Here is a 21,381-nt window from a genome sequence, read left to right as displayed (position 1 = left end):
TTTAATAGACTATATTTTAGGTAAATAAAAAAATACATTGTAATAACTAGTTAGTATTTAGATTTACGATGATAAGATTATTCTACAATTATTTTACAATAAAGTTTAACCCTTAAATTCAAGTAATTTTTTTAATAGGAACTTTGTAGTGAAAAATATACTTATTGGAATTTTGATTAATGAATAATTTATTAATGAATAATATAAATCTATTTATGTTTTGCTGCAAGTTTTTCAGCGAGTTTAAGAGCTCTTAAGTATCCTTCTTCATTCTGTGATCGTGATGTGTCTATAAATATTTCCTTAATTCCAAGGGTCACTGCACCATGGCTTTTTATGGAACCTATAAAAACGAGGCTGCGGAAAATTAGGTTTCCACATATTCCATCAGGTGCTAGTATTATGTTAGCACCATCATTAATAGCATCTTCAATCAATATAAAGTAATGTTTAACTGCATATTTATCCCTTGTGATTCTAGCTAACTTTATAGCGTCATGAATTGACTCATCAATGCGGGAACTTCGACCTTTATCCTGAGGTCTGCCACCGGAAAGAATAGCAATTTTTGGTTTAATACCCATTTCTTCTAAAAATTGAGCCCCGTATTCAATGATCTTTTCCTTCTGTTCCAGGGTGTCCCCCTCATCAATTCCCACTGGTGCAAGTAAAAACTGACCTCCTTCAAACTCCATTAAAGATGCACGGTATATATGGGAATATTTTTCCCTGAAAAAAGCCATTAAATGAGAGGCACTTAACGATCCCCTTACTGCAGCCTCAACTTCACCATTTAATATTAAATTAATAAGTTCTTCTTCAGATTCAGTTAAGATCACTTCACTCTCAACCTTCTGGGCTGCTTTAATTATAGCTTTGTTCTCACCCACACCTGCTGCAATTTTCATGGTGTTAATATTTCTTCATTTTTAAGTTATTTATAATTGAAATATAATTGAAATTCACCAAATTCAATCAATGATGAAGAATAATATTAATGATCCCTAAATTATTTAACATTTATCCTCATCTAGTTTGATACACAAATAATAAATAAGAAAAAATCCTTAAAGATAAGCAAAAATTGTCTTTAATTAAGAATTTTGTTATTTAAAAAAATGCCAAGTGAAGGTGTTTGAATGGTTTTGAACCAGGAAAAAAACCAAGAATCCATTCAATTTTATGATAATCCTGCAGGATACTTATTTTGTAATAAATGCGAGGGTTATTACGAGTTAAAGGACTCTGAAACTCCCGAAGACTTTGAAACATGTTCCTGTGGAAACGTCTTGGAATTCGTTTCAACATTGAATGAATTGGATAATCCGGAAATAAAATTTTCTGAGAACATATCCAAAAAAGCATCTTTAGTGAGCAATTTATCACAAAAACCAATTGCAGAGGAAATATTAACCAACATAAGGCAAGATAAATGGTCTTTATGGAATTCAGAACAGCTAAAATCCACTGAAGAGCAAAATGACCAAAAATTAATGATGGATGATTTTGTTGAGATGAACCGTTTGATGATGCTGGTTGATGAAAAAAGATCCATTGAAATGGGTAAAACCTCAAAATTAGAATCAATTTCCCAAAAAAAAGGTCTAATTGGATTTTTAAGCACGGCTATAATATTAATGATTGTAATTTTAACCCTCACCCTTCCTGGTAAAATGATTTAGGTAAAATGATTTAATTACTGGATAAGAATAAAGATAGAAGAAAAAAAAATTAAAAATAATTCCCTTTAACAAGACTTTAATCCTTATTAATAGTTCCCTTTTTTTAATCGTTCCAATCTTATAAAAAAGTTTAAAATCCAATGAGTTTCGTTGATTATCTTTCTATATTTTTAATTCCTTTTTCCATGGCTTCTAGTGTTTTTTGAATGTCTTCAGTTGAATGACTTTGGGATAGGAAACAACACTCGAACTGTGATGGGGGAATAAAAACTTCATTATTGAGTAGTGAGTGGAAGTAGTTCCCAAATTTTTCTGTATCTGCAGATTTAGCCTGAGCATAATCCCAGACCTCCTCTTCAGTGAAATAAACCTGGAACATTGATGATAAACCCATAACCTGATATTCAAGGGCAGCATCCTGTATTATGTCCTTAATTCCCCTTCGCATTTGCAGTCCTTTAACTTCTAAATCCTGGTAAAACCTGTTATCAAGATGTTTTAACGTTTCAAGTCCAGCAGTGATGGAAATAGGATTTCCATTAAATGTTCCCGCCTGGTAAACATCTCCAGATGGAGCAATTAGTTCCATAAATTCTTTGGATCCTGCAAATGCCCCCATAGGGAAACCTCCTCCTAAAATTTTTCCTAATGTTACCAGATCTGGTGTTACACCAAAATAATCCTGTGCTCCACCTTTTGCTATTCTAAAACCAGTTATTACTTCATCAAAAATGAGTATAACGTTATATTCTGATGTTATATCTCTTAAAAATTCAAGAAAACCATTTTTTGGAGGGATGCATCCTACATTTCCCATGACGGGTTCCAGTATTATGGCGGCCAGGTTTTCGCCTTCTTTTTCCATCAGGGAGACAAGGGCTTCTTCATTATTGAAAGGAACAAGAACTGTATTTCGAGTAGTTTCTTCCGGGACTCCGGGAGAATCTGGTAATCCCACAGCTCCAGAACCTGATTTGACCAATACATAGTCATGGGCACCATGATAGGCTCCTTCGAACTTGACTATTTTTTGCCGACCTGTAACTGCTCTGGCTAATCTAATGGCGCTCATGGTAGCTTCCGTGCCTGAGTTTACAAAACGAACCATTTCAGCACAGGGAATCCTGTTTATAACTTCTTTCGCCAGTTCAATCTCGGCTTCAGTGGGAACTCCGTATGCTGATCCCCTGCTCAGTTGTTCTCCAACAGCTTTCATCACCGGAGGATAGGAATGGCCCAAGACCAGTGGCCCATAGGCTAGACAGTAATCAATGTAACTGTTTCCATCAACATCAAAAAGTAGGGGGCCCTTTCCCTTTAAAGCAAAGAATGGGTATGGTTTAAAAGCCCTTACTGGAGAATCAACCCCGCCTGGAAGATAATTTTTAGCTTCTTTAAACAAATCCTCAGATTTCATTACAAAACACTCCTAACAACATAACCTGCTTATCACTTAAACAAAAAAAACTATAGTATTAAGGTCTGCTTAAACTCTGAAAATATCTGAAATTCATGAGTTCTTGAAAACCTTAAAATCTGCACTGATTTCACCTATAATAAATCTCATCTTTTTTAAAGCTTTTTAAAAGCTGCTATTGTTATTAACATTTATTACTGCTATTTTATTAGGATTTTTTATTAGCATTCATAATATTAATCAGAGAATTTACAGCAGCCACTGCTACAGGTGTTCCTCCTTTAGGGCCTTCAGTAACCAGATAGGGGGTTGAACTTTCCTGAAGTGCTTTTTTTGATTCTGCAGCACCTACGAAACCTACTGGGACTCCTATGACTGAGGTTACCTTAATTGAACCTGATTCAATCAATTCCATTACTTTCCACAATGCTGTGGGAGCGTTTCCAATCACCACCACACCATCAAAACCCTCTTGAGCAGCTAATTCTACAGCCGCAGCAGCTCGGGTGATTTCTTTTTCCCGGGCAAGTTCAACAGCCCTCTCATCACCTATATAACATTTGATATTTCCGGAGTACTTATTTATACCCACTCTAACCATGTTAATATCTGTCAGGATATCCTTTCCAGCAGTAATTGCCTTAAGACTTTCGCTAACGAAATCATCACTCATAAGGGTTATATCCGCATAGTCTGGATCTGCAGTAGAGTGTACAATTCTCTCCACTATTGATCTTTCCTCAGTTGACAAGTTCTCGGTTTTGGAATCGATGAGGGATCTGACTATCTTCCTACTTTTTGCAGCAATCTCGTAGCCCTGTTTGGTTGATGCACCCATAGACATTGTTTTCACTTACCCTAAAATCAATCTAGACCATTAAATATTCTGTAATGAATTTTGATAGTTTTGTTATAATAATTTATTTATGGCTATTAAATTTTTTAATTGCATAGTTCACTAAATTTTGGAAAAATATTTGGGAACTAGTTTTTTTATTGAGCATCTATGCCATAAATGTTCGTTTAAGGATTAATTTAATAAATCATAATTTTCAAAATATTATTCACAGTTTTCGTTGGGAGGAAAGATCATGAAAAAACAAGCCGAGGAAGTTAAGGGACAGGTACTTCAGACCATTGCTACATTGATGACCACTGCATTTGGTTTGATTGCAGCCTTAGCATGGAATGAAGCTATAAAGGCCATTATACTGCTATATGTGCCTAAAGGGGATGGTGTAACTGGTTTACTGATATATGCGATTATTATTACCATTATTGCAGTAGTTGCAACCATTATAATCGGCAGAGCAATAGCTAAACCAGCAGTTCAAGAGGTTAGAATTGTAGAATAAAATCTAGAATAAGGTTAAATAATGGTTAATATCTGTAATAATGATATTAACCTACTCTTTTTCTTAAATGCATATTCATCAGAATCAAAAATTTATAGCTTAACTATAGATGTAATAGGAACTATTAGAGCAAGTCTAATAAGATTAGGTAATTGTTTTAATTCAGATTCAGATCATTTTAATCCAGATTTTACGACTCTTGTCCCAGCAAAATGATCAAGATATCGTTTTTTAGTTTCCTTTTCAGCCCTGAAACCCACTGCAATATCAACCACCAGTGGTATAATTAGAAATTTGGAGAGATTTCTTAGTAATGCTTTTTTATAGTTCATTTCACCTTCATCAGACCTGACTTTAAATTTGAATAAACCTTTGCCCAGTGTGGTGCACCATTTTCCTTCCATTATAGTGAAATATAGCAGGGTGATGATTCCCCATAAAAGGAGCCAGAAGTTCAAAATTGCGAAGCCACCAGTCCATGCTATTAATGGGTAGATTAATGCAGTTAGAATCCATAAAAGGAGAGTTATGAAAATTACGTCAATTATTAAAGCTGCCAGTCTTAAACCCCAAAATTCCTGCATTTTATCACCCTTTAATACCCATTAATACCATTAATTAATATTCTAAGTTTAATTTAACATACTCTTGGCACTGGATCTGCGATTGGCGCCTCCAGTATCCTCTTACCACCCATTGTAGTTTCCAGAATCACATGTTTATCTGAAGTTATCTCACCAATGATCTGCGCCTCTTCTCCATACCGTGTTTTACGAATGGCTGCTAATATTTCATCAGCCTTGTCAGCCTCAACACTCATAATAACTTTACCTTCATTGGCTACCTCGTAGGGGTCTATTCCCAGCATCTCTGAGGCAGCGTGCACTTCTCGTTTTACTGGTATTTTCTCTTCATCAAGATACATCCCCAATCCAGATTTAAAGGCCATTTCATTAAGAGCATTGGCAATTCCACCACGGGTGGGGTCTTTCATGGCATGCACCCCTCCGATGTTCAGGGCAGCTTCCACCATACCCCATACTGGAGCCACATCAGATTTCAGGTCTGTTTCAAAGCCGAATCCTTCCCGGTAGCTCATTAATGATATTCCATGATCTCCCACACTACCAGTGAGGATGACCTTGTCTCCCACTTTGAGATTAGAATCACGGGTTATGGCATCCTTAGAAGCTATTCCTATCCCGGTAGTACATATAATCATTTTATCCAGTTTATCTTGCTCCATTACCTTGGTATCCCCGGTAACAATGGCCACACCTGTTTCCTGGCACACCTCATCCATAGATTTGATAATGCGTTCCATATCCTCACCTGGAAACCCCTCACTGATGATCATGGCATTGGCTATTGCCAGTGGACGGGCTCCCATGACAGAAACATCGTTCACTGTACCAGCCATTGATATTCTACCAATGTCTCCTCCCGGGAAGAATAATGGGTCAATGGTATGACTATCTGTACTTATAACAATCTCATTTTCACCAAGGGGAATAGTTCCCCCATCATCCAATTCATCCAGACCCAATCCACCGTTTACATTTTTGTTTTTGATGTTACCCAGTATCATTTCTGAGATGAGGCCCTGCATTAACTCTCCACCAGCCCCATGTGACATTCCGATCTTCATTAATTCACCTGTTTATTGTTTTAATAACCATTATTAACATTGAAATCCTTTTCTAATCATTTAAGGCTTTGAAGTCATTAATTAGAAAAATATAGATATGATTCTCCTGTTAGTGAGTTGTAATGTTACGATATTTAAATTTACCCCTACTATAAATCAAACATTCCAAGTTGTTTTTGATATGAATAGAATAATGGGAATAGGTTAATGGTGATGAGAGATATCAAAGCTCTTGGAAAAATATGAGAAACAAGTGAATTAAAAATTTAAGATAAAAGAGGGTTATAAGATAAAAAAGGGTTAAAATAAATTATTTGGTTTGAAGGGACTTTAAAGTTAAAGGGTGTGGGAATGTAGTTAAATTTCAAATTCGTTTATTATGGTTTTTCACAAACAAATACAAATTATTTCAAAAATTTTTCAAAAATCACTCCCCATAACTTTACAACCCCGGTTTAAATATATCCAAAGGTTTAAATATATCCAAATTTAATGTTACAAGTTTAATTTGTAATGTAGTGGCAGGTTAAATTCTTTCAGAATACTCTAATTCTCTGAAAAATATTCTAAACTTAGTTCCCTTATTGCGGCTTAGTTCAACTCTACCCTCCAATTGATTCACCAGTGTGCTGACCAGTTGCAAACCCAGTGTTTCTGTTTCACCAAAGTTAATATGGGGCGGTATACCCACACCATCATCACTAATAGTAAGACAATATTTCTCCCCATCTGAATCAAGTTCGATTTTAAACTCACCCTTCATATCATTGGGAAAAGCATATTTGAGAGTGTTGGTTACCAGTTCACTGATTATAAGGCCACAAGGAATGGCTGTTTCTAATCCCAACATCACTTCTTTCAAAATCATCTTCTTTTTGATTTTGGCGGGATCTGCACCATAGGAATGGAAAAGATCATCCACCAGACTTTTTATGTAATCTGCGAAGTTTATTTCTGAGAAATTCCTGGTTTTGTAGAGTTTTTCATGGATCATGGCCATTGATCTAACTCTGTTCTGGCTTTCCAGAAGTACATTCACTGCTTCATCATCATTTACATACTGTTTTTGCAGGTTGAGTAAACTGGAGATAATTTGCATGTTGTTTTTAACCCGGTGATGTATTTCACGTATTAAAACTTCTTTTTCTTTGAGGGAAGATTTAAGTGATTTTTCAAACTCCTTGCGTTCGGTTATATCACGTGCCACCATGACAATATAAAAGTCATCACTGAAACTAACCAGGCTAAGGTTGATTTCCACACACATCCTGGAACTATCTTTCCTACGCAGCACTGTTTCAACGGTTCTACGATTTTCAACATCTTTTTCCTCAATTAAAATCCGGAAAATGTCATTCATCTCCCCTATCTCATCAGGAGCTATGATATCCTTAACAGACATTTCCAGCATTTTCTGAGGTGAATATCCAAGTTGCTGGCAGGCAGAGTAATTAACATCAGCAAAACGTCCGGAAGATACTTCTAAAAGAAATATAGCATCGTTAGTTTCATCTAATAAGGCCCTAAACCGCTCTAATTCAGAAAGCCGTTGCTGCAGTTCCGGGTAATAACTCTTTCTAATAGATTGTTCCCCTAAACCTATTATTTTCTCACGGATAGAGTTCCAATTTTGATCCGGATCAGAGGGCATTTTTAAAAATCACCTCTACATCACTCAGACTCGGTCTTCGGGGATTGGTAATAATACATGCATCATTCATGGCTTTTCTGGCCAGTTCTGGAATATCACTGGTAGTTACCCCAGCATCTTTGAGAGAATGGTTTATACCTGCTTGGGCCTTCAGATCTCTTATTCCGCCAATAAGAATTCTTTTAGCCTCATTGTCACTGACTCCCCCTAATTGAAGTCCAAGAGCTTCGCCTATTTGCCGGTATTTCTCCACTTCTGATTCAAAATTGAATTCAACCACATGGTCCAGGAGTATGGCATTACACTCACCATGGGGCAAATCCAAAAAACCACCCAGGCTATGGGCCATTGCATGTATAAGTCCAAGACTTGCATTGGAAAATGCTAATCCTGCATGTAGACTGCTTAACATCATCTGAGCCCTTAAATCAATGTTTTGCAGATCATTACTGGTGGGAATGAGGTTAGATGCTACTAAGCGAATGGCTTCCAGTGCATGTAAATCTGTGATGGGTGAACTGGCATTAGAGCCATAGGCCTCTACAGCATGGCTTAAAACATCAAAACCTGTGCAAAGGGTTAGGAATCTGTCCATGGTAAGAGTTGTTTCCGGGTCAATCAATGCAACATCTGGCACCACAGTCTTACTAACAATTGCCATCTTTAATTTACGCCGGCTGTCAGTTATTATTGCAAACTGGGAAACATCTGCAGCGCTTCCCGCTGTTGTTGGTATGCAGATCAGTGGTGGTGATGGAACAGCAACTTTATCCACACCTTCAAATTCGCACACATCCTTATTATTGGAACACACAATCCCAATAGCCTTGGCACAATCCATGGGACTACCACCACCCACTGCTACAATGAAGTTGCAGTTTTCATTCAAGTTAACATTGGATCCTTGCATTACCTGTTCCTCATTGGGGTTTGGTGTGACATTAGAATATACTACGTAATCAATTCCTTCATCCTTCAAAGATTCAAAAACAGGATTAACCAAGCCTAAAGAAAGTACATGAGGATCTGTGACCACTAAAACTTTACGGGCACCGAAATTCTTAGCATAACGTCCCACAAGTAATCTGGCACCACTGCCAAAAATGAATTCTGGTGCCACGAATTTTCTTAATTCCAATACATTATCCATGGTATTATCCCCTGGAACCAAGTATTATCTATTGAATTAGTCTATTGAATTAGCTTAATATTTTTTGAATTGAATTGTTGTTATTTATGGGGTGTTCTTAATATTAATGTTTGGTCCGTATCTTCGTATGAACCATAATACCCCTCAAAAAAACTTGGAAGTTTTTGAAATTCATCTTTTTTATAAATAGGGGGAAAGGTTAATATATCATACACTGTAAAATCATTACATCTGGAGATGAAGACTTATAAAAAGACTTTTTTACACTCCAAAGGAATTATTCAATAATGAATTTCCATGACTTTTTATTGAAATAGAAAGAATAAATTGTAAATTAAGTTAATAGAGGTAGATAATATGGCAATATGGCAAGGAAGATCCGTGAGAAAACCAACTGGTGCACGGGCTAAAAGTAATCGTAACAAAAGAAAAATGGAATTTGGTAGGGAAGCTGCAGAAACCAAAATTGGAGATCGGAGAATAAAAAAAATCCGAACCAAAGGTGGGAATGAAAAGATCCGACTCACCAATGAACAGAAAATCAACGTAGTTAACCCCGAAACCCAAGAAGTAGAACTAGCCGAAATTATCAGTGTGGTGGAAAACCAGGCAAACACTCACTTTGTAAGGCGTAATATCATCACTAAAGGTGCAGTTGTTGAAACCAGCGTGGGTAAAGTTAAAGTTACCTCCAGACCTGGTCAGGATGGTATTATCAACGGAACTATGGTTAAAGAATAGTTTAGTTTTAATCTTGTTCAGATTCCATGAAATCTGAACAAACACCCTATTCTCTTTTAACCATATTTCTCTTTTAAAAACAATTTTTATTAAAATATAATAATAAATATAATAATAATCATTATATCCCCTAAAAAATGGACAATTCATTCCAAATTTGGTGTAAGTTTGCGCAAAGAAATTAAAGAAACCGTTGACAAGTTTCTGGATTCTGTTAATAATGAACTTCCCCCTGGAATGGAACTGGAATTTGAAGGATTCTACGAAAGGGGTTTTTTTGTTACTAAAAAACGTTACGCCCTTATACAGGGTGATAAAATTGTTGTTAAGGGATTAGAGCTAGTTAGGCGAGATTGGGCTCCTGTAGCTAAAAAGACACAGGAAAAAGTGATGACGGCAATCTTAAAAGATGGATCTCCTGATAAAGCTGCTGAAATCATCAAAAATGTTATTGACGAGATCAAAAATGGTGAAATACCCCTTAAGGATCTGGTAATCCACACCCAACTCACTAAAAATCCCGATAAATATAAACAGATGGCACCACATGTTATTGCTGCAAAAAAGGCTATTGCTAGAGGAAGGAAAGCAGGTCGGGGAACCATAATTCAGTACATAGTAGTTAAAGGTAAAGGCCCTATCAGTCAGCGCGCAGAACCTGTGGAAGATGCTACTGAAGCAGAATATGATCCTTCCTACTACATCGATAACCAAGTTCTTCCAGCAGTATCAAGAATAATTGACTCTTTAGGATATTCACATGAAGAAATAGTGCATAAAGAGCGGCAGAGTAGCTTAGATGCCTTTTTCAACTAGAATAAAAATAATTTTATGGGCATGTTTTTCAATCTAGAAAAATCCTAGAAATCTGTACAAAATATAATACATCACAGTTATATATCATCCCCATCCTAATCATGAATTAAAAAAAAAAATAGAATTGCGTAAAATCAAGTGCGGGTATTATCAAATGAATGAGCGGATAATATGATCAAAGCTGTTTTTTTTGATATAGATGATACTTTGTATGATACTTCTGGTTTTGCGGAGTTAGCTCGTAAAGCTGCACTAAGAGCCATGATCGATGCTGGTTTACCCTTAACAAATCAGGATGCCTACTTGCTTTTGCGTGAGATCATTGCTGAGAAAGGATCTAACTACAATAAACACTTCAATATATTAACCAAACGCGTTCTTGGAGATGAAAACCCACGACTCATAGCTTTGGGCATGATCACCTACCACAATGTTAAATTCGCTCTTTTAAGACTCTTCCCTGACACCATGTCCACCCTCATTTACCTTAAAAAAAATAACTACCAACTGGGAGCAATCTCCAATGGTTTAACCATTAAGCAATGGGAGAAACTCATAAGACTGGATCTTTATCATTTCTTTGATGATGTGGTAACCTCAGAAGAGGCCGGGTCGGAAAAACCACATATCGAAATCTTTCAAATGGCCTTAAAACGCATGGGATGTCAGGCTGAAAAATCAGTGATGGTGGGAAATAAATTCAGTGAGGATATACTGGGAGCAACCAACGCCGGAATGTCTGCTATACTTGTGAATTCTAAATTAACTGATGAAGAAGAAAATATTATAAAAAGAGAAGGTCTGGATGTGGAAGTGATTTCAGACATTGGTCAGGTTAAAGACATACTTTAATATTAAAAAAATAATTTAGTCTCTAAAAAGGAACTGGAAAACTCTTTGAAACTGAAAATAGGAAATTTCAGGTGGTTTGATTCTATGGACTACTTTCACGATGAAAAAATGGAAAAAATTTTCAAAGCTCTAAAACAGCCTAAAAACATTGATGATCTCCAGCTGTCTGACAGTTTTGTTAAAGGATTGATACTGAAAATTATCGCCAGTTATGGTACGGTGAAAACCAGCACCATTAATGAATTAACCGGAATACATTGGGATATTCTGGAGGTTACTTTAAGTCAAATGGAGAAAAGTGGTTTCTGCGCACCGGTTAGTGGAGGTTTTCTATTTTCCAGTGTTGAATACACAATAACCAAAAAAGGGCGTGAAAAGGTTAAGGGCATTGCTGAAGAAAACCCTTACATTGGTATTGCACCCGTCCCCTATGAAGAGTACTTTGAGATCATGAAGGTGCAGATGCACCACCGCCATCCCATTAAAATCCCTCCAGAAGTAATACAGAAAACCTTTAATCAAGTGGTGGGAGTTGAATATGCCAAAGAAGCATTAATTGAGTCCTGTATTATTGGAAAAGGAATTTTCGTTTATGGACCACCTGGTACTGGAAAAACATTTATCATCAGCACCATGCCTGATCTTTTACCTCCTCTGGTAATCCCCAAATACATAGAATTTGGTGGGAAAGTTATACAACTTTACGATCCAGATTTTCATAAAAAATGTGAAGAACAGCCCAGTGATCCTCGTTGGGTTAAAATTTATGCTCCGTTCGTTCTGACTGGTTCAGAATTGAATTTGAACAAATTAGAAACCAATTACGATCCTAATAAAGGTGTTTATGAAACTTCTCCCATTATTAAAGCAAATGGAGGTATCCTTCTCATAGATGATTTGGGAAGACAACGGGATGATCATGAACTCATCCTAAACCGATTAATCGTGCCCATGGAAAATAAGAAGGATGTAGTTTATGTGCGTGGTATTCCCGTTATTCTCCACACTCATTTCATCCCCGCATTTTCAACCAACCTAGATATAAGTATTATGGATGAAGCTCACCTGCGACGAGCCCCCTTACATATCTTCCTAAAAAATCCAGAGATTGAAGAAGTGGCTGAGGTTTTCCGTAGGAATCTAGAAGATCTGGGAGAAACATTCGAACCAGAAGCTCTGGAAAGATTCATGAAAGTTTATCAATCAAAGAAAGAGGGTGGTGAAGGTTTACAGCCCAGTTTTGCTCATTCACGTGATTTAGCTCAAATATGCCAAGCAGTACGTATCAACTGTAACAAAAACACTATAGACACCCAGGTCATGGAAGATGCTCTGGATAAACACGTGCTTATTGTGCTGCAGAGGATGAACATTGACATAGCTCAGATTTCCCATAAAACTCGCTCCTACCGGTTGAAAGTTGATGACCTGGAAAAAACATACGATGCCCTATTCCATTTTGGTGCCAGCAATATATCCTATGAAAATAGTTCTATACTCACAGATGTGGATGAAAGCACCAGTCCAGCTGAATTAGCAGATTACTTACGGGAAAAAGGTATTAAAGTTGAAAAAGTTGATTTAATAGCTGAAACAGAAAAAGAACTTAGGAGAACCCTCTTGAACTGGTGATGATTCTCTCTTCATCACTAGAGTTAATGGTTCCTTAATAGTACCACAACTTATTTAAACGTGGAGTACCTACACTAGTAAAAAAAGGGGTTACTTAATTTAAGAATTAAGAAAAATTCATGTAAATCAGGATTTCATGAAAAAAAATTTTTAGGGAGATTATTTATTTGAAGAAATATATTTTAGGAATTGTTTTTCTGGCTGCCATAGTACTGGCATTTACAATATCATTTGGTAGTGCTAATATTGAAACCAAACATTATCAGAATGGTGAAATTTCTTTTAACTATCCTGCCAATTGGCAGCAAGTTCCAGGCCAGGGCAGCCAAGTGGTTGCCTTCAAAGATCCAGATACTGGCAGCAACATCACTGTAAACCGTCAGACTATACCACCAGGTTACAAGGTCCCTGCAGATTTTGTTCCTGAACTAATCAAGGAATCAGAAAGTAAGATTAAACTATCTTCCAGTAACAAAGTTGATGTTAATGGAAAAGTAGCTTATGATAACACCTACCAGATCCAGGGAAATGGTTCCAAGAAAGAACAGAGAGAATTATGGGTTAATACCAACGGAGCCCTCTACAGTGTTGTTTATACTTATCCACAGGAAGGATTTAAAGTAGAATCATTACTTAAGGGAATAAGTGGATCTGAATCTAGTGCTTCCTTCGATGCAATAAAAAACAGTCTGAAGATAGACTCCAGTAAACTGCCCACTTCACCAATTTTTGGAACAGTATCCATACCTAAACTGGGAGTAAACTGGAACATTCGATACGACACTTTAAATGCAGCAAGTGCAGTTTATCATTATTCTGCACCAGACAGTACCCTGCCTAAAAGCTTTTACCCTGGTGAAAAAGGATCTATGGGATTATTAGGACATCACACCCGTTTCTCAGCTCCATTTGATAATATAGATAAGCTCCAAACCGGAGATATCGTTATTATTAAGGATTATCTGACTCAGAAGAAATATACATACAAAGTGGTTTCAAATAACGATATAAGATATGATTACACCACCAATCTAATCCAGTTCCCTGCAAGTAGTAAAGAACTGGTACTCGGTACCTGCTGGCCAGAAGGATTTACCGCTGCAGAACGATATGTTCACTGCCAGCTTAGCTCAGTAGACCCCTTAAATTAAAATAACAATTCAAGGGGTTTTAAAACTATTTTTTTAACCCCAAATTCTCTTTTAATTTTTATTGTTGAATTTATTATTTTATATGTAGGCGTAAAAAACTTTCCATTCCTTAATACAATAGAATAAATTATTTATATTATATTTTACACCATACAGTTGTAGAAAATTTAAAAATCCAGTTCACGAACAATTCACAGATAAATTTAAAATCATCTGAATAAAATTTATGAAAATCATATCTATAAAAATAACATCCCATATACAAGGTCTATATTTGAAAAAAATAATTCACCTTTAAGTGCATAAAGAGTTTTTTATGTTTTTCAGATGCAAAAGATATACAATTGATAAAGGGCTAAAAAATGAATAGAAATACCATCATCCTTATTTTAACAATACCCCTAATTTTGTTTATAGTATTATTCCCCATATTTTCAGCAAACAACAACACACAAAGTGATAATGCAACAGACACCGGATCAGGTAATGGAAGTGCTGCATCCACCCCAGACAAAGTAGCATTTATTATCCCTCATCCTGATGATGAAACTATAGGGGTGGGGGGAACAATTCAAAGAATTATGGAAAATGGGTCCACAGTCCATTTCGAGCTTATGACCTCGGGAGATGCCTTATCATCTAAATTGCTCACTGTAAGGAATTATTACAATATAGATATTCCTGCCAATGCCACTGCAGATTACAGGAAGAAGTTAATCCGGGAGGATTCATTTAAAAGAGTGATGGCGTTGTGGGGATGTAATGATTATAATATTCATGGATTTGATGATGGTACCTTAAACTCCGACTATGTATTTACCACCATGGAAAATCTGTACCTTAACGGAGGATACAATGTCTTTTACACCACCACCGGTGATGGTAATGTTGATCACCTGGCCTGTTACCAGGGTATGAAAAAAATGATGGAAAAATATCCCAATTTAAAATACAGACAGTTCCCCATTTACTATTACCACACAGTCAGAGCTAATCCCCTGCCACTGACCAAGAACTACACTGATGTTAACGTTAACAAATACGCTGCTAAAAAGAAAAGCGCCTTCCAAGTATATTACAATATAAATACTATTCAACCAATATTTTATCCCTACAGTGATGGTTTATACAGTATTGGGCCAGAGAGAATTTACTATATTAATTGATGCTATAGTTTGAGGGTAATAAACAGGTACATATTAGGTTATTATAAAAAATTAAACAAATTTTGATTTGAGAATTGAATATAAAAAGAATTTTCTAAAGCAAAACTTTTTCTAGGCAAAACTTGTTAATATTAAGAAAATTATATGATGCATTGAGTACAAAATGGAGATTTTGATAAAATGGCAGATACTGTTGTGTTTGGATCACTACTTTATTCCCACATACTTCCCCCTATACTGGCATTTGTAGCTGTGATACTAATTTGCAGTGGAATAATGGATCGTAAGACTAACTACACCATAGCAGGGATTGTTCTCTTCTTTGCTGCAGGTTTGTTACCATTTTTAATATTGCCATTATTAATCGGATCATGAAATTTAGATAAATTGATTAAAATCCAAAATTTATTTTCAAAACTACATTGTAAAGGACAAATAAAAGATGGATAATAAGTTAAATCCCAATCCAATTAAATTAATTAAATGGTCAGCATGATCTTACCCATATCTAATTGGTGTTATTGATTAAATAGATAAACTTTGAACGTTTATTTTCAATTTCTTGCCGGTTACTGTGAAATGCTCCTTTTTTCTCTAATTTCAGAGAGGATACTATTGATGCAAAAATTCCACTCTCATAAGTGTCCCCGGTCTCCTGCATTCTAAGTGCATAAGCAGCCAAATAACTATCACCAAGACCGGTAGGGTCTGCCCTTTCCTTGGAAGGAAATGCAGGTATTCCATAGATCTCATCTTTATCTTTAGAATAGATTAGAGATCCCCTACTTCCCCTGGTGATAATGACTTCTTTAGGCCCAGAAAGAGACAGTTTTTTTGAAATTTCATCTAGTGAAAGTGATTCATCAGCAGTAACCACTGCAGCCTCAACTTCATCCAAAAAAAGAAAATCAACATAGTTTAAAAACTTTCTATAATTATCCCATGGTTTTAAAACAACTTTTTGACCTTCCAAGTGGCGTAAATACCCCTGAGCACCTAAATAAACAGGAACTCCCTGTTGTGAGATATATTTAAGGGTTTTAAGGGGAACATCATAGGGTGAAAGTGGGGAAACCAGTACTGCATCAAAGGTTTTAAAATCAATACCAGAAAGATGCGATATGTTAACTGGATTTGAAGGTATACATGCCCTTTGAATGCGGTGATTGGGATTTTCATCAGGGTAACAGTTCTCAAATACCATGGACTCATCGCCCCAAACTGGTTGAATATCTAAATCAGAGGGGAAATATTTCAATAAATGTTCATCATCCCTACCTAAAGTTACTATAGCCTTCAAACTGATTTTAAGGGCTGATAATACACTGGACTGGTAATAAACTGGTCCACCTACCCCTCGACAGGTGGAATCCTTTTTTAAAATAGTATCTCTGGTAACTGGACCTACAATCAAAAATTTAACCATAATCTACATTAGTTGAGACTACTAATAAGTTTAAGGATAGTTTATTGTTAAGGAATTTCTCTAAATAAAATAGGATCTGTCAAAAACTAGGATGATTTCAAATGAAATCATCTTTATCAATAATAATTCCTTGAAATGATAGGAACAACACAATAATTCCCCGAATAAGGTTTTTTATGGTCAAAAAAATGATATTAAGGGAGTTAATTATCCAGAATAATTCATTCATCAATTCATCAAAAAATAGGTTTCATTTTTCCACTATGAAGGGCCGTGCCCACCAATACATTATCAACACCTAAATCATGAATTTGTTTTAGGTCTACTTCTGTAATACCTCCCCCTAATATAATTGAGCTTTTTAAACCAGCGAATTCATCTATCAAGCGTCTGTTAAACCCTTCTTCTGTCCCTACACTGGTAATATCTAAAAGTATAACCCATAATGGTTCTAATTCTTCTAATTTTTCTTTTAGACTGTTAAAATCTAATTGAAAATGTTTGTTGAGGATTTGGTTATTTAATACATCCACACTTACAATTAAATGTTCTTTATTAATTCTGAGGAATATTTCATGAAGGTCCTCCAGGTTTTTTAAGGTTTCTGTGGCCACAATCACCTTATCTGCTACTTGAAGAGCTTCTTTGACAGAATCAAGATCATGAGCACCGCAATCAAGCATCACCGGAATATGGGAGTTAATTTCTCTCACAACATCCAGATTAGAGCCTTTTCCATCGATGGAATCCAGATCAGCAATGTATAGCGCTTTAGCACCTTGATTTTTAAGAGACATGGCTATTGAAAAAGGATTTGAAGACTGACTAAAAACTGTTTTCAAAGGTTTATATTCTTCTCTGTTACCTGATTTTCCTGAAACAGCCACTCCGTCTTTGATATCTAAAACTGGTATAATCATTACCTAACTCCTAAAATTTAATAATATTTAATCAGCTATTGCTTTTCATTAATCAATTAAAATCATTTTAAAAAGATATATTACATTGTATTCTCGTCATGTTCCATATGAACCTACTATCTATAATTAATATATAATGAATCAAATACTTATAACTTGATTTTAGATAAATAGTAATGATATAAGTATTTAAATGTTATTAGGTTTTTTAGAGTGATAATAATGATTATAATTCGTAAACTGAGTTAAGTGAGTTGAGAACTGAAATTTCCATCAGAAATCTGGAAGGCTTAGGGATAAAATGAGAGGAAAAGACGACATAATAGCAGAAGTTCAAGACAAAGGCGTTGAATTCATTCGTTTATGGTTCACTGATCTTAATGGTGTTCTTAAAAGCTTTGCCATAACCAATGAAGAACTTGAAAATGCACTGGAAAGGGGAATGGGTTTTGATGGATCCAGTATAACTGGTTTCCAGGATGTTGAAGAGTCGGATATGATCGCCATGCCGGATCCAGACACATTTGCCATATTACCCTGGAGGCCACATGAAAATTCTGTTGCCAGAATGATTTGCGATGTCTTGCAACCCAGCGGCAAACCCTATGAAGGTGATCCCCGTTACGTTTTAAAAAGAGCCCTGGAAAAGATGAAAAAATACCGCTTCAGTCACTTTTATGTTGGACCGGAACTGGAGTATTTCTACTTCAAATCACCGGAAAAACCTGAACCCCTGGATAAAGGGGGTTACTTCGATCTTACCCCTCTTGATCTGGCATCAGACCTCCGGAGAGACACTGTTTTAGCCTTGAAAAAGCTGGGAATACGGGTGGAGTATTCTCATCATGAAGCAGCAGTTTCCCAGCATGAAATAGACATGCGCTATGATGATGCCCTGAAAATGGCAGACAACATGGTCACCTATAGATTAACTGTAAAGGAAATCGCCACCCAACACGGAGTCTACGCCACTTTCATGCCCAAACCACTGAATGGGGATTATGGCTCTGGAATGCACACCCATCAATCCCTCTTCCGTGGAGATAAAAATGTTTTCTTCGATGCAGATGATCCCTACCATCTCTCGGATTATGCTCGTTCTTACCTGGGAGGAGTGCTTAAATATTCAAAGGAAATAACATCCATCCTAAATCCCTGGATAAATTCCTATAAAAGGCTGGTTCCTGGCTACGAGGCCCCAGTTTATATTGCCTGGTCCCGCAGTAATCGATCAGCCCTGGTTAGAGTTCCGCAATACCAGCCGGGTAGAGAAGAAGCAACCCGGATTGAAGTACGCTGCCCTGACCCTTCAGGTAACCCTTATCTTCAGCTGGCAGTTATGCTCATGGCAGGTTTAAAAGGAATAAAGGAAAAATGCGAAGTACCAGAACCTATGGAATTAAATTTGTACGGTTTAAACGAAGCAGAAAGGGTTGAGAAAGGGATAGAAACCTTACCATCATCCTTGCAGGAAGCTATAAGGTACTCAGAAGAATCAGAATTAATGAAGGAAACCCTGGGACCACACTCGTTTGAAAGGTTTATCACCCTTAAAAAGATGGAATGTGATGAATTTAACCGCCAGGTGACAGATTACGAGATAAAAAAATATTATCCTCTTCTATAATTTTTGGGAAATTGATGAAAGGTGATGAAAGGAGAAATCTAAAAAACAATCGGAATATAAAAAAAGATAATTAAAAAAGATGGAAAGAAGATATAATTTAAGTTTTCAGGCGGATTTTGATCCGCATCTGGTCAACCAGTCACCATTATCAGTTTTCCAGTTTTGGGATCCTGATACACAGTTCCTTTTTTAGCATATCCCTGTCCTGATCCAGATTGAGTTTGGGGTGTTTCATTAAGTTCTTTACCCTGCTGGAGTTCAGCAACCTGTTTCATGGCTTGCATAGTCTGCTGGCGTTCTTCCTGGGACATATCAGCAAACACCACATTCTGCATGTTCCAGGACATTACCAGGAATATCAGAAAGCCGACAGCTAAAACCAGCATGGCATCCACTAGGTTAGCGGACCCTGCTGTAGGATCTTCACCATGATCAACCAGCATACGGCGTTTGCGCCTTACCATGGTTCATCACCTCTAGGGCAGCTTCACACAGAGCATCGAGATTGGAGAGGTATTCTTCATACCACCTTCTCCTGATTTTGGATATAACATAGGCTACACCACCTGCAGCCAATCCCACCACAGTAGTATCAAAAGCAATGATGATGGCATTGGCCAGAGTGTTTATGTCTCCAGCACCAAGTGCTGCCAGTCCAGGTCCCATGGGTATCAGTGTTCCCATCAATCCCAGTGTGGGGCCTAAACGAGTTACAATATCAGTTTTCTCAAGGCTTTTAGCTGCGGTGGCTTCTTCTTTTTCAATTAACTTTCGAGCCAGAGCCTCCCTGGATCTGCTTCCCAGTTCAGGGTGGGATGCAATTTTGATTATTATGTTTTTATAACCAGTAGGGAGTTCACTGGCCTCCATCACTTCTTTAATCCCATCAGATGTGCCTTTCCTTGCAAAATCGCTGATAATTTTTTCCATTGTATCTGTGCTAACCCTTATTCTACCTGTATATTCGGATAATAGACCTCCGAAGCTTACGATTGCATAGACCATAAAGGCCAGAAGTCCTACAATAACTGGAATCAGGAGGCTCTGGGATATAACATGCAAAGCTGAGCCTAACATTTCACTACCTGGAATCGCTACCATATGTATCACTTAATATTTTGATTTTATACGATTATATTTCTAATTTAATGCTGATCTATAAATCTCTGTTTTAATAATTGATAATCCATACTACTTGTTACTAGATGATTGATTTCCTGATGATTGATCTACAAATGGGCTTCTATTACGGGTTATATAATAACCAGCAGCTGCCAGTACAATCAAGGTTATCAATGCATATGAAAACATCCAAACATCTGGAATCTCTATGGGGGTCATTTTCTGGGTTAAAACTGTGCTGATGTTGGGGATTACTATGGCTGAGGTTAAAAAGTAAAACCCGGCAAACAACATGAAATTACCCAGCATAACAGGATACGGTTTGTTTAATGCACGGCCAATAAACCCTGAAAGTAAATAAAATGCTGTCATTACAATCATGAGAAACAAAGCAGCATATTCACCCACTGCAAAGGCTGAAGCACCAATCATTGGCGCGGCGATGACTATGGCTGCCACTGCTGCTCCGAAACAACAGGGACAGGGAGCAATCATGGCCATGCAGGTTGCAGTAACACTGTTTTTGTTGTGAATTTTCCATTCTTTAAGGGTGTGGAATCCAGCATATAAAATCACTGCTGCCATAACGATCCCTAAAACAGAACTATAAGTGTAAACAAAACCCTGTATCTGGTCAATAAAAGCGCCAGCAATGAATGTAAGTAGTAGTATACCGCCTCCGTAGCCTAAAATGATTGCGGCTGCTACTTTCTTGGAAAGACCTGCGAAACCCATGGCTAATCCAATTTTAACACCGAAAACCAAAACTATTGAGAGTATTCCCAGTTTCCATAGTAAATCCATCATGATAATCACATTCTTATATGTTAACCACACTATGATTTAATCAAATAGCTTATAATATTTTCGATCAGCTTTGTATTATTACTTTTTGGAGCAAATAAGGCCTTTTTTTAATACCCGGACCATCATTACACCCCATCTAGAACACTGTTATTTTAACCAAAAATACTATCACCAAAATATTTCAAGCATTCCTTAAAGATATTAAAAATAAATTGAAT

The 21,381-nt window shown here is 36.7% G+C and carries 22 protein-coding genes; 10 read left to right on the top strand and 12 right to left on the bottom strand.

Annotated elements, in window-relative coordinates; translation table 11 throughout:
* Positions 1 to 209 precede the first annotated feature (209 nt).
* Positions 210 to 908: a methanogenesis marker protein Mmp4/MtxX gene (mtxX, locus tag HVN35_06370; protein NYB52163.1), complete on the bottom strand. Its 699-nt coding sequence runs from the start codon at positions 906 to 908 to the stop codon at positions 210 to 212.
* A gap of 231 nt (positions 909 to 1,139) precedes the next feature.
* On the opposite strand from mtxX, the gene HVN35_06365 reads away from it, so the two are divergent.
* Entirely contained in the window at positions 1,140 to 1,682 is a 543-nt protein-coding gene (locus HVN35_06365; GenBank protein NYB52162.1) for a hypothetical protein, read from the top strand.
* Between the two features lie 154 nt (positions 1,683 to 1,836).
* Here the strand turns inward: HVN35_06365 and hemL are convergent, their stop codons facing one another.
* A complete protein-coding gene (gene hemL, locus HVN35_06360; protein NYB52161.1) occupies positions 1,837 to 3,099 on the bottom strand; it encodes a glutamate-1-semialdehyde 2,1-aminomutase in 1,263 nt (420 codons plus the stop codon).
* 208 nt (positions 3,100 to 3,307) lie between these two features.
* Positions 3,308 to 3,952: a cobalt-precorrin-8 methylmutase gene (locus tag HVN35_06355; GenBank protein ID NYB52160.1), complete on the bottom strand. Its 645-nt coding sequence runs from the start codon at positions 3,950 to 3,952 to the stop codon at positions 3,308 to 3,310.
* A 238-nt stretch (positions 3,953 to 4,190) separates the two neighbouring features.
* Here HVN35_06355 and HVN35_06350 point away from each other — a divergent pair, with 238 nt between their 5' ends.
* The gene (locus HVN35_06350; protein ID NYB52159.1) at positions 4,191 to 4,454 is read left to right on the top strand and encodes a hypothetical protein; all 264 of its coding nucleotides are present in this window, start codon (positions 4,191 to 4,193) and stop codon (positions 4,452 to 4,454) included.
* Positions 4,455 to 4,627: 173 nt separating this feature from the next.
* On the opposite strand, the gene HVN35_06345 is transcribed toward HVN35_06350, so the two are convergent.
* The 4 genes from HVN35_06345 to HVN35_06330 form a co-directional block, all read right to left on the bottom strand.
* A complete protein-coding gene (locus tag HVN35_06345) occupies positions 4,628 to 5,038 on the bottom strand; it encodes an RDD family protein (protein ID NYB52158.1) in 411 nt (136 codons plus the stop codon).
* A gap of 53 nt (positions 5,039 to 5,091) precedes the next feature.
* Positions 5,092 to 6,102: a hydrogenase expression/formation protein HypE gene (gene hypE / locus HVN35_06340; GenBank protein ID NYB52157.1), complete on the bottom strand. Its 1,011-nt coding sequence runs from the start codon at positions 6,100 to 6,102 to the stop codon at positions 5,092 to 5,094.
* Between the two features lie 526 nt (positions 6,103 to 6,628).
* Positions 6,629 to 7,753 (bottom strand): PAS domain S-box protein, encoded by a 1,125-nt coding sequence (locus HVN35_06335; protein NYB52156.1) that lies wholly within the window; start codon positions 7,751 to 7,753, stop codon positions 6,629 to 6,631.
* Positions 7,743 to 8,903: an iron-containing alcohol dehydrogenase gene (locus tag HVN35_06330; protein ID NYB52155.1), complete on the bottom strand. Its 1,161-nt coding sequence runs from the start codon at positions 8,901 to 8,903 to the stop codon at positions 7,743 to 7,745. The genes HVN35_06335 and HVN35_06330 overlap by 11 nt, the downstream gene beginning before the upstream one ends.
* A 357-nt stretch (positions 8,904 to 9,260) precedes the next feature.
* On the opposite strand from HVN35_06330, the gene HVN35_06325 reads away from it, so the two are divergent.
* The 7 genes from HVN35_06325 to HVN35_06295 all read left to right on the top strand — a co-directional run bounded on the left by HVN35_06325 (position 9,261) and on the right by HVN35_06295 (position 15,636).
* Entirely contained in the window at positions 9,261 to 9,644 is a 384-nt protein-coding gene (locus tag HVN35_06325) for a 30S ribosomal protein S8e (GenBank protein NYB52154.1), read from the top strand.
* Positions 9,645 to 9,812: 168 nt separating this feature from the next.
* Positions 9,813 to 10,460 (top strand): hypothetical protein, encoded by a 648-nt coding sequence (locus HVN35_06320; GenBank protein NYB52153.1) that lies wholly within the window; start codon positions 9,813 to 9,815, stop codon positions 10,458 to 10,460.
* A gap of 171 nt (positions 10,461 to 10,631) precedes the next feature.
* Positions 10,632 to 11,312 (top strand): TIGR02253 family HAD-type hydrolase, encoded by a 681-nt coding sequence (locus HVN35_06315; GenBank protein NYB52152.1) that lies wholly within the window; start codon positions 10,632 to 10,634, stop codon positions 11,310 to 11,312.
* 84 nt (positions 11,313 to 11,396) lie between these two features.
* Positions 11,397 to 12,944: an ATP-binding protein gene (locus HVN35_06310; protein ID NYB52151.1), complete on the top strand. Its 1,548-nt coding sequence runs from the start codon at positions 11,397 to 11,399 to the stop codon at positions 12,942 to 12,944.
* A 167-nt stretch (positions 12,945 to 13,111) separates the two neighbouring features.
* Positions 13,112 to 14,095, top strand: a complete 984-nt coding sequence (locus HVN35_06305; GenBank protein ID NYB52150.1) for a sortase — start codon at positions 13,112 to 13,114, stop codon at positions 14,093 to 14,095.
* Between the two features lie 362 nt (positions 14,096 to 14,457).
* On the top strand, positions 14,458 to 15,261 hold the full coding sequence (locus HVN35_06300) for a PIG-L family deacetylase (GenBank protein NYB52149.1): 804 nt from the start codon (positions 14,458 to 14,460) through the stop codon (positions 15,259 to 15,261).
* Between the two features lie 180 nt (positions 15,262 to 15,441).
* On the top strand, positions 15,442 to 15,636 hold the full coding sequence (locus HVN35_06295; GenBank protein NYB52148.1) for a hypothetical protein: 195 nt from the start codon (positions 15,442 to 15,444) through the stop codon (positions 15,634 to 15,636).
* 133 nt (positions 15,637 to 15,769) lie between these two features.
* Here the strand turns inward: HVN35_06295 and HVN35_06290 are convergent, their stop codons facing one another.
* Positions 15,770 to 16,687, bottom strand: coding sequence for a carbohydrate kinase (locus HVN35_06290; GenBank protein ID NYB52147.1), 918 nt, complete (start codon positions 16,685 to 16,687; stop codon positions 15,770 to 15,772).
* A 236-nt stretch (positions 16,688 to 16,923) separates the two neighbouring features.
* Entirely contained in the window at positions 16,924 to 17,607 is a 684-nt protein-coding gene (locus HVN35_06285) for a HisA/HisF family protein (protein ID NYB52146.1), read from the bottom strand.
* A 301-nt stretch (positions 17,608 to 17,908) separates the two neighbouring features.
* On the opposite strand from HVN35_06285, the gene HVN35_06280 reads away from it, so the two are divergent.
* On the top strand, positions 17,909 to 19,234 hold the full coding sequence (locus HVN35_06280) for a glutamine synthetase (protein ID NYB52145.1): 1,326 nt from the start codon (positions 17,909 to 17,911) through the stop codon (positions 19,232 to 19,234).
* Between the two features lie 131 nt (positions 19,235 to 19,365).
* On the opposite strand, the gene HVN35_06275 is transcribed toward HVN35_06280, so the two are convergent.
* The 3 genes from HVN35_06275 to HVN35_06265 form a co-directional block, all read right to left on the bottom strand.
* The gene (locus HVN35_06275; GenBank protein ID NYB52144.1) at positions 19,366 to 19,698 is read right to left on the bottom strand and encodes a DUF2149 domain-containing protein; all 333 of its coding nucleotides are present in this window, start codon (positions 19,696 to 19,698) and stop codon (positions 19,366 to 19,368) included.
* A complete protein-coding gene (locus HVN35_06270; GenBank protein NYB52143.1) occupies positions 19,667 to 20,335 on the bottom strand; it encodes a MotA/TolQ/ExbB proton channel family protein in 669 nt (222 codons plus the stop codon). Before HVN35_06270 ends, HVN35_06275 begins: the two co-directional genes overlap by 32 nt.
* A gap of 90 nt (positions 20,336 to 20,425) precedes the next feature.
* Positions 20,426 to 21,163 (bottom strand): DUF2162 domain-containing protein, encoded by a 738-nt coding sequence (locus HVN35_06265; GenBank protein NYB52142.1) that lies wholly within the window; start codon positions 21,161 to 21,163, stop codon positions 20,426 to 20,428.
* Positions 21,164 to 21,381 lie beyond the last annotated feature (218 nt).

Source organism: Methanobacteriaceae archaeon (assembly GCA_013403005.1).
Classification (GTDB): domain Archaea; phylum Methanobacteriota; class Methanobacteria; order Methanobacteriales; family Methanobacteriaceae; genus Methanobacterium.
This window is presented reverse-complemented; position numbering and strand designations above follow the sequence as displayed.

What these genes read in the sequence shown, in the direction of transcription:
- mtxX (NYB52163.1), bottom strand. Translation starts at nt 908, where the DNA reads ATGAAAATTGCAGCAGGTGTGGGTGAGAACAAAGCTATAATTAAAGCA.
- HVN35_06365 (NYB52162.1), top strand. Translation starts at nt 1,140, where the DNA reads ATGGTTTTGAACCAGGAAAAAAACCAAGAATCCATTCAATTTTATGAT.
- hemL (NYB52161.1), bottom strand. Translation starts at nt 3,099, where the DNA reads ATGAAATCTGAGGATTTGTTTAAAGAAGCTAAAAATTATCTTCCAGGC.
- HVN35_06350 (NYB52159.1), top strand. Translation starts at nt 4,191, where the DNA reads ATGAAAAAACAAGCCGAGGAAGTTAAGGGACAGGTACTTCAGACCATT.
- HVN35_06345 (NYB52158.1), bottom strand. Translation starts at nt 5,038, where the DNA reads ATGCAGGAATTTTGGGGTTTAAGACTGGCAGCTTTAATAATTGACGTA.
- hypE (NYB52157.1), bottom strand. Translation starts at nt 6,102, where the DNA reads ATGAAGATCGGAATGTCACATGGGGCTGGTGGAGAGTTAATGCAGGGC.
- HVN35_06335 (NYB52156.1), bottom strand. Translation starts at nt 7,753, where the DNA reads ATGCCCTCTGATCCGGATCAAAATTGGAACTCTATCCGTGAGAAAATA.
- HVN35_06330 (NYB52155.1), bottom strand. Translation starts at nt 8,903, where the DNA reads ATGGATAATGTATTGGAATTAAGAAAATTCGTGGCACCAGAATTCATT.
- HVN35_06325 (NYB52154.1), top strand. Translation starts at nt 9,261, where the DNA reads ATGGCAATATGGCAAGGAAGATCCGTGAGAAAACCAACTGGTGCACGG.
- HVN35_06315 (NYB52152.1), top strand. Translation starts at nt 10,632, where the DNA reads ATGATCAAAGCTGTTTTTTTTGATATAGATGATACTTTGTATGATACT.
- HVN35_06310 (NYB52151.1), top strand. Translation starts at nt 11,397, where the DNA reads ATGGACTACTTTCACGATGAAAAAATGGAAAAAATTTTCAAAGCTCTA.
- HVN35_06300 (NYB52149.1), top strand. Translation starts at nt 14,458, where the DNA reads ATGAATAGAAATACCATCATCCTTATTTTAACAATACCCCTAATTTTG.
- HVN35_06295 (NYB52148.1), top strand. Translation starts at nt 15,442, where the DNA reads ATGGCAGATACTGTTGTGTTTGGATCACTACTTTATTCCCACATACTT.
- HVN35_06290 (NYB52147.1), bottom strand. Translation starts at nt 16,687, where the DNA reads ATGGTTAAATTTTTGATTGTAGGTCCAGTTACCAGAGATACTATTTTA.
- HVN35_06285 (NYB52146.1), bottom strand. Translation starts at nt 17,607, where the DNA reads ATGATTATACCAGTTTTAGATATCAAAGACGGAGTGGCTGTTTCAGGA.
- HVN35_06280 (NYB52145.1), top strand. Translation starts at nt 17,909, where the DNA reads ATGAGAGGAAAAGACGACATAATAGCAGAAGTTCAAGACAAAGGCGTT.
- HVN35_06275 (NYB52144.1), bottom strand. Translation starts at nt 19,698, where the DNA reads ATGGTAAGGCGCAAACGCCGTATGCTGGTTGATCATGGTGAAGATCCT.
- HVN35_06270 (NYB52143.1), bottom strand. Translation starts at nt 20,335, where the DNA reads ATGGTAGCGATTCCAGGTAGTGAAATGTTAGGCTCAGCTTTGCATGTT.
- HVN35_06265 (NYB52142.1), bottom strand. Translation starts at nt 21,163, where the DNA reads ATGATGGATTTACTATGGAAACTGGGAATACTCTCAATAGTTTTGGTT.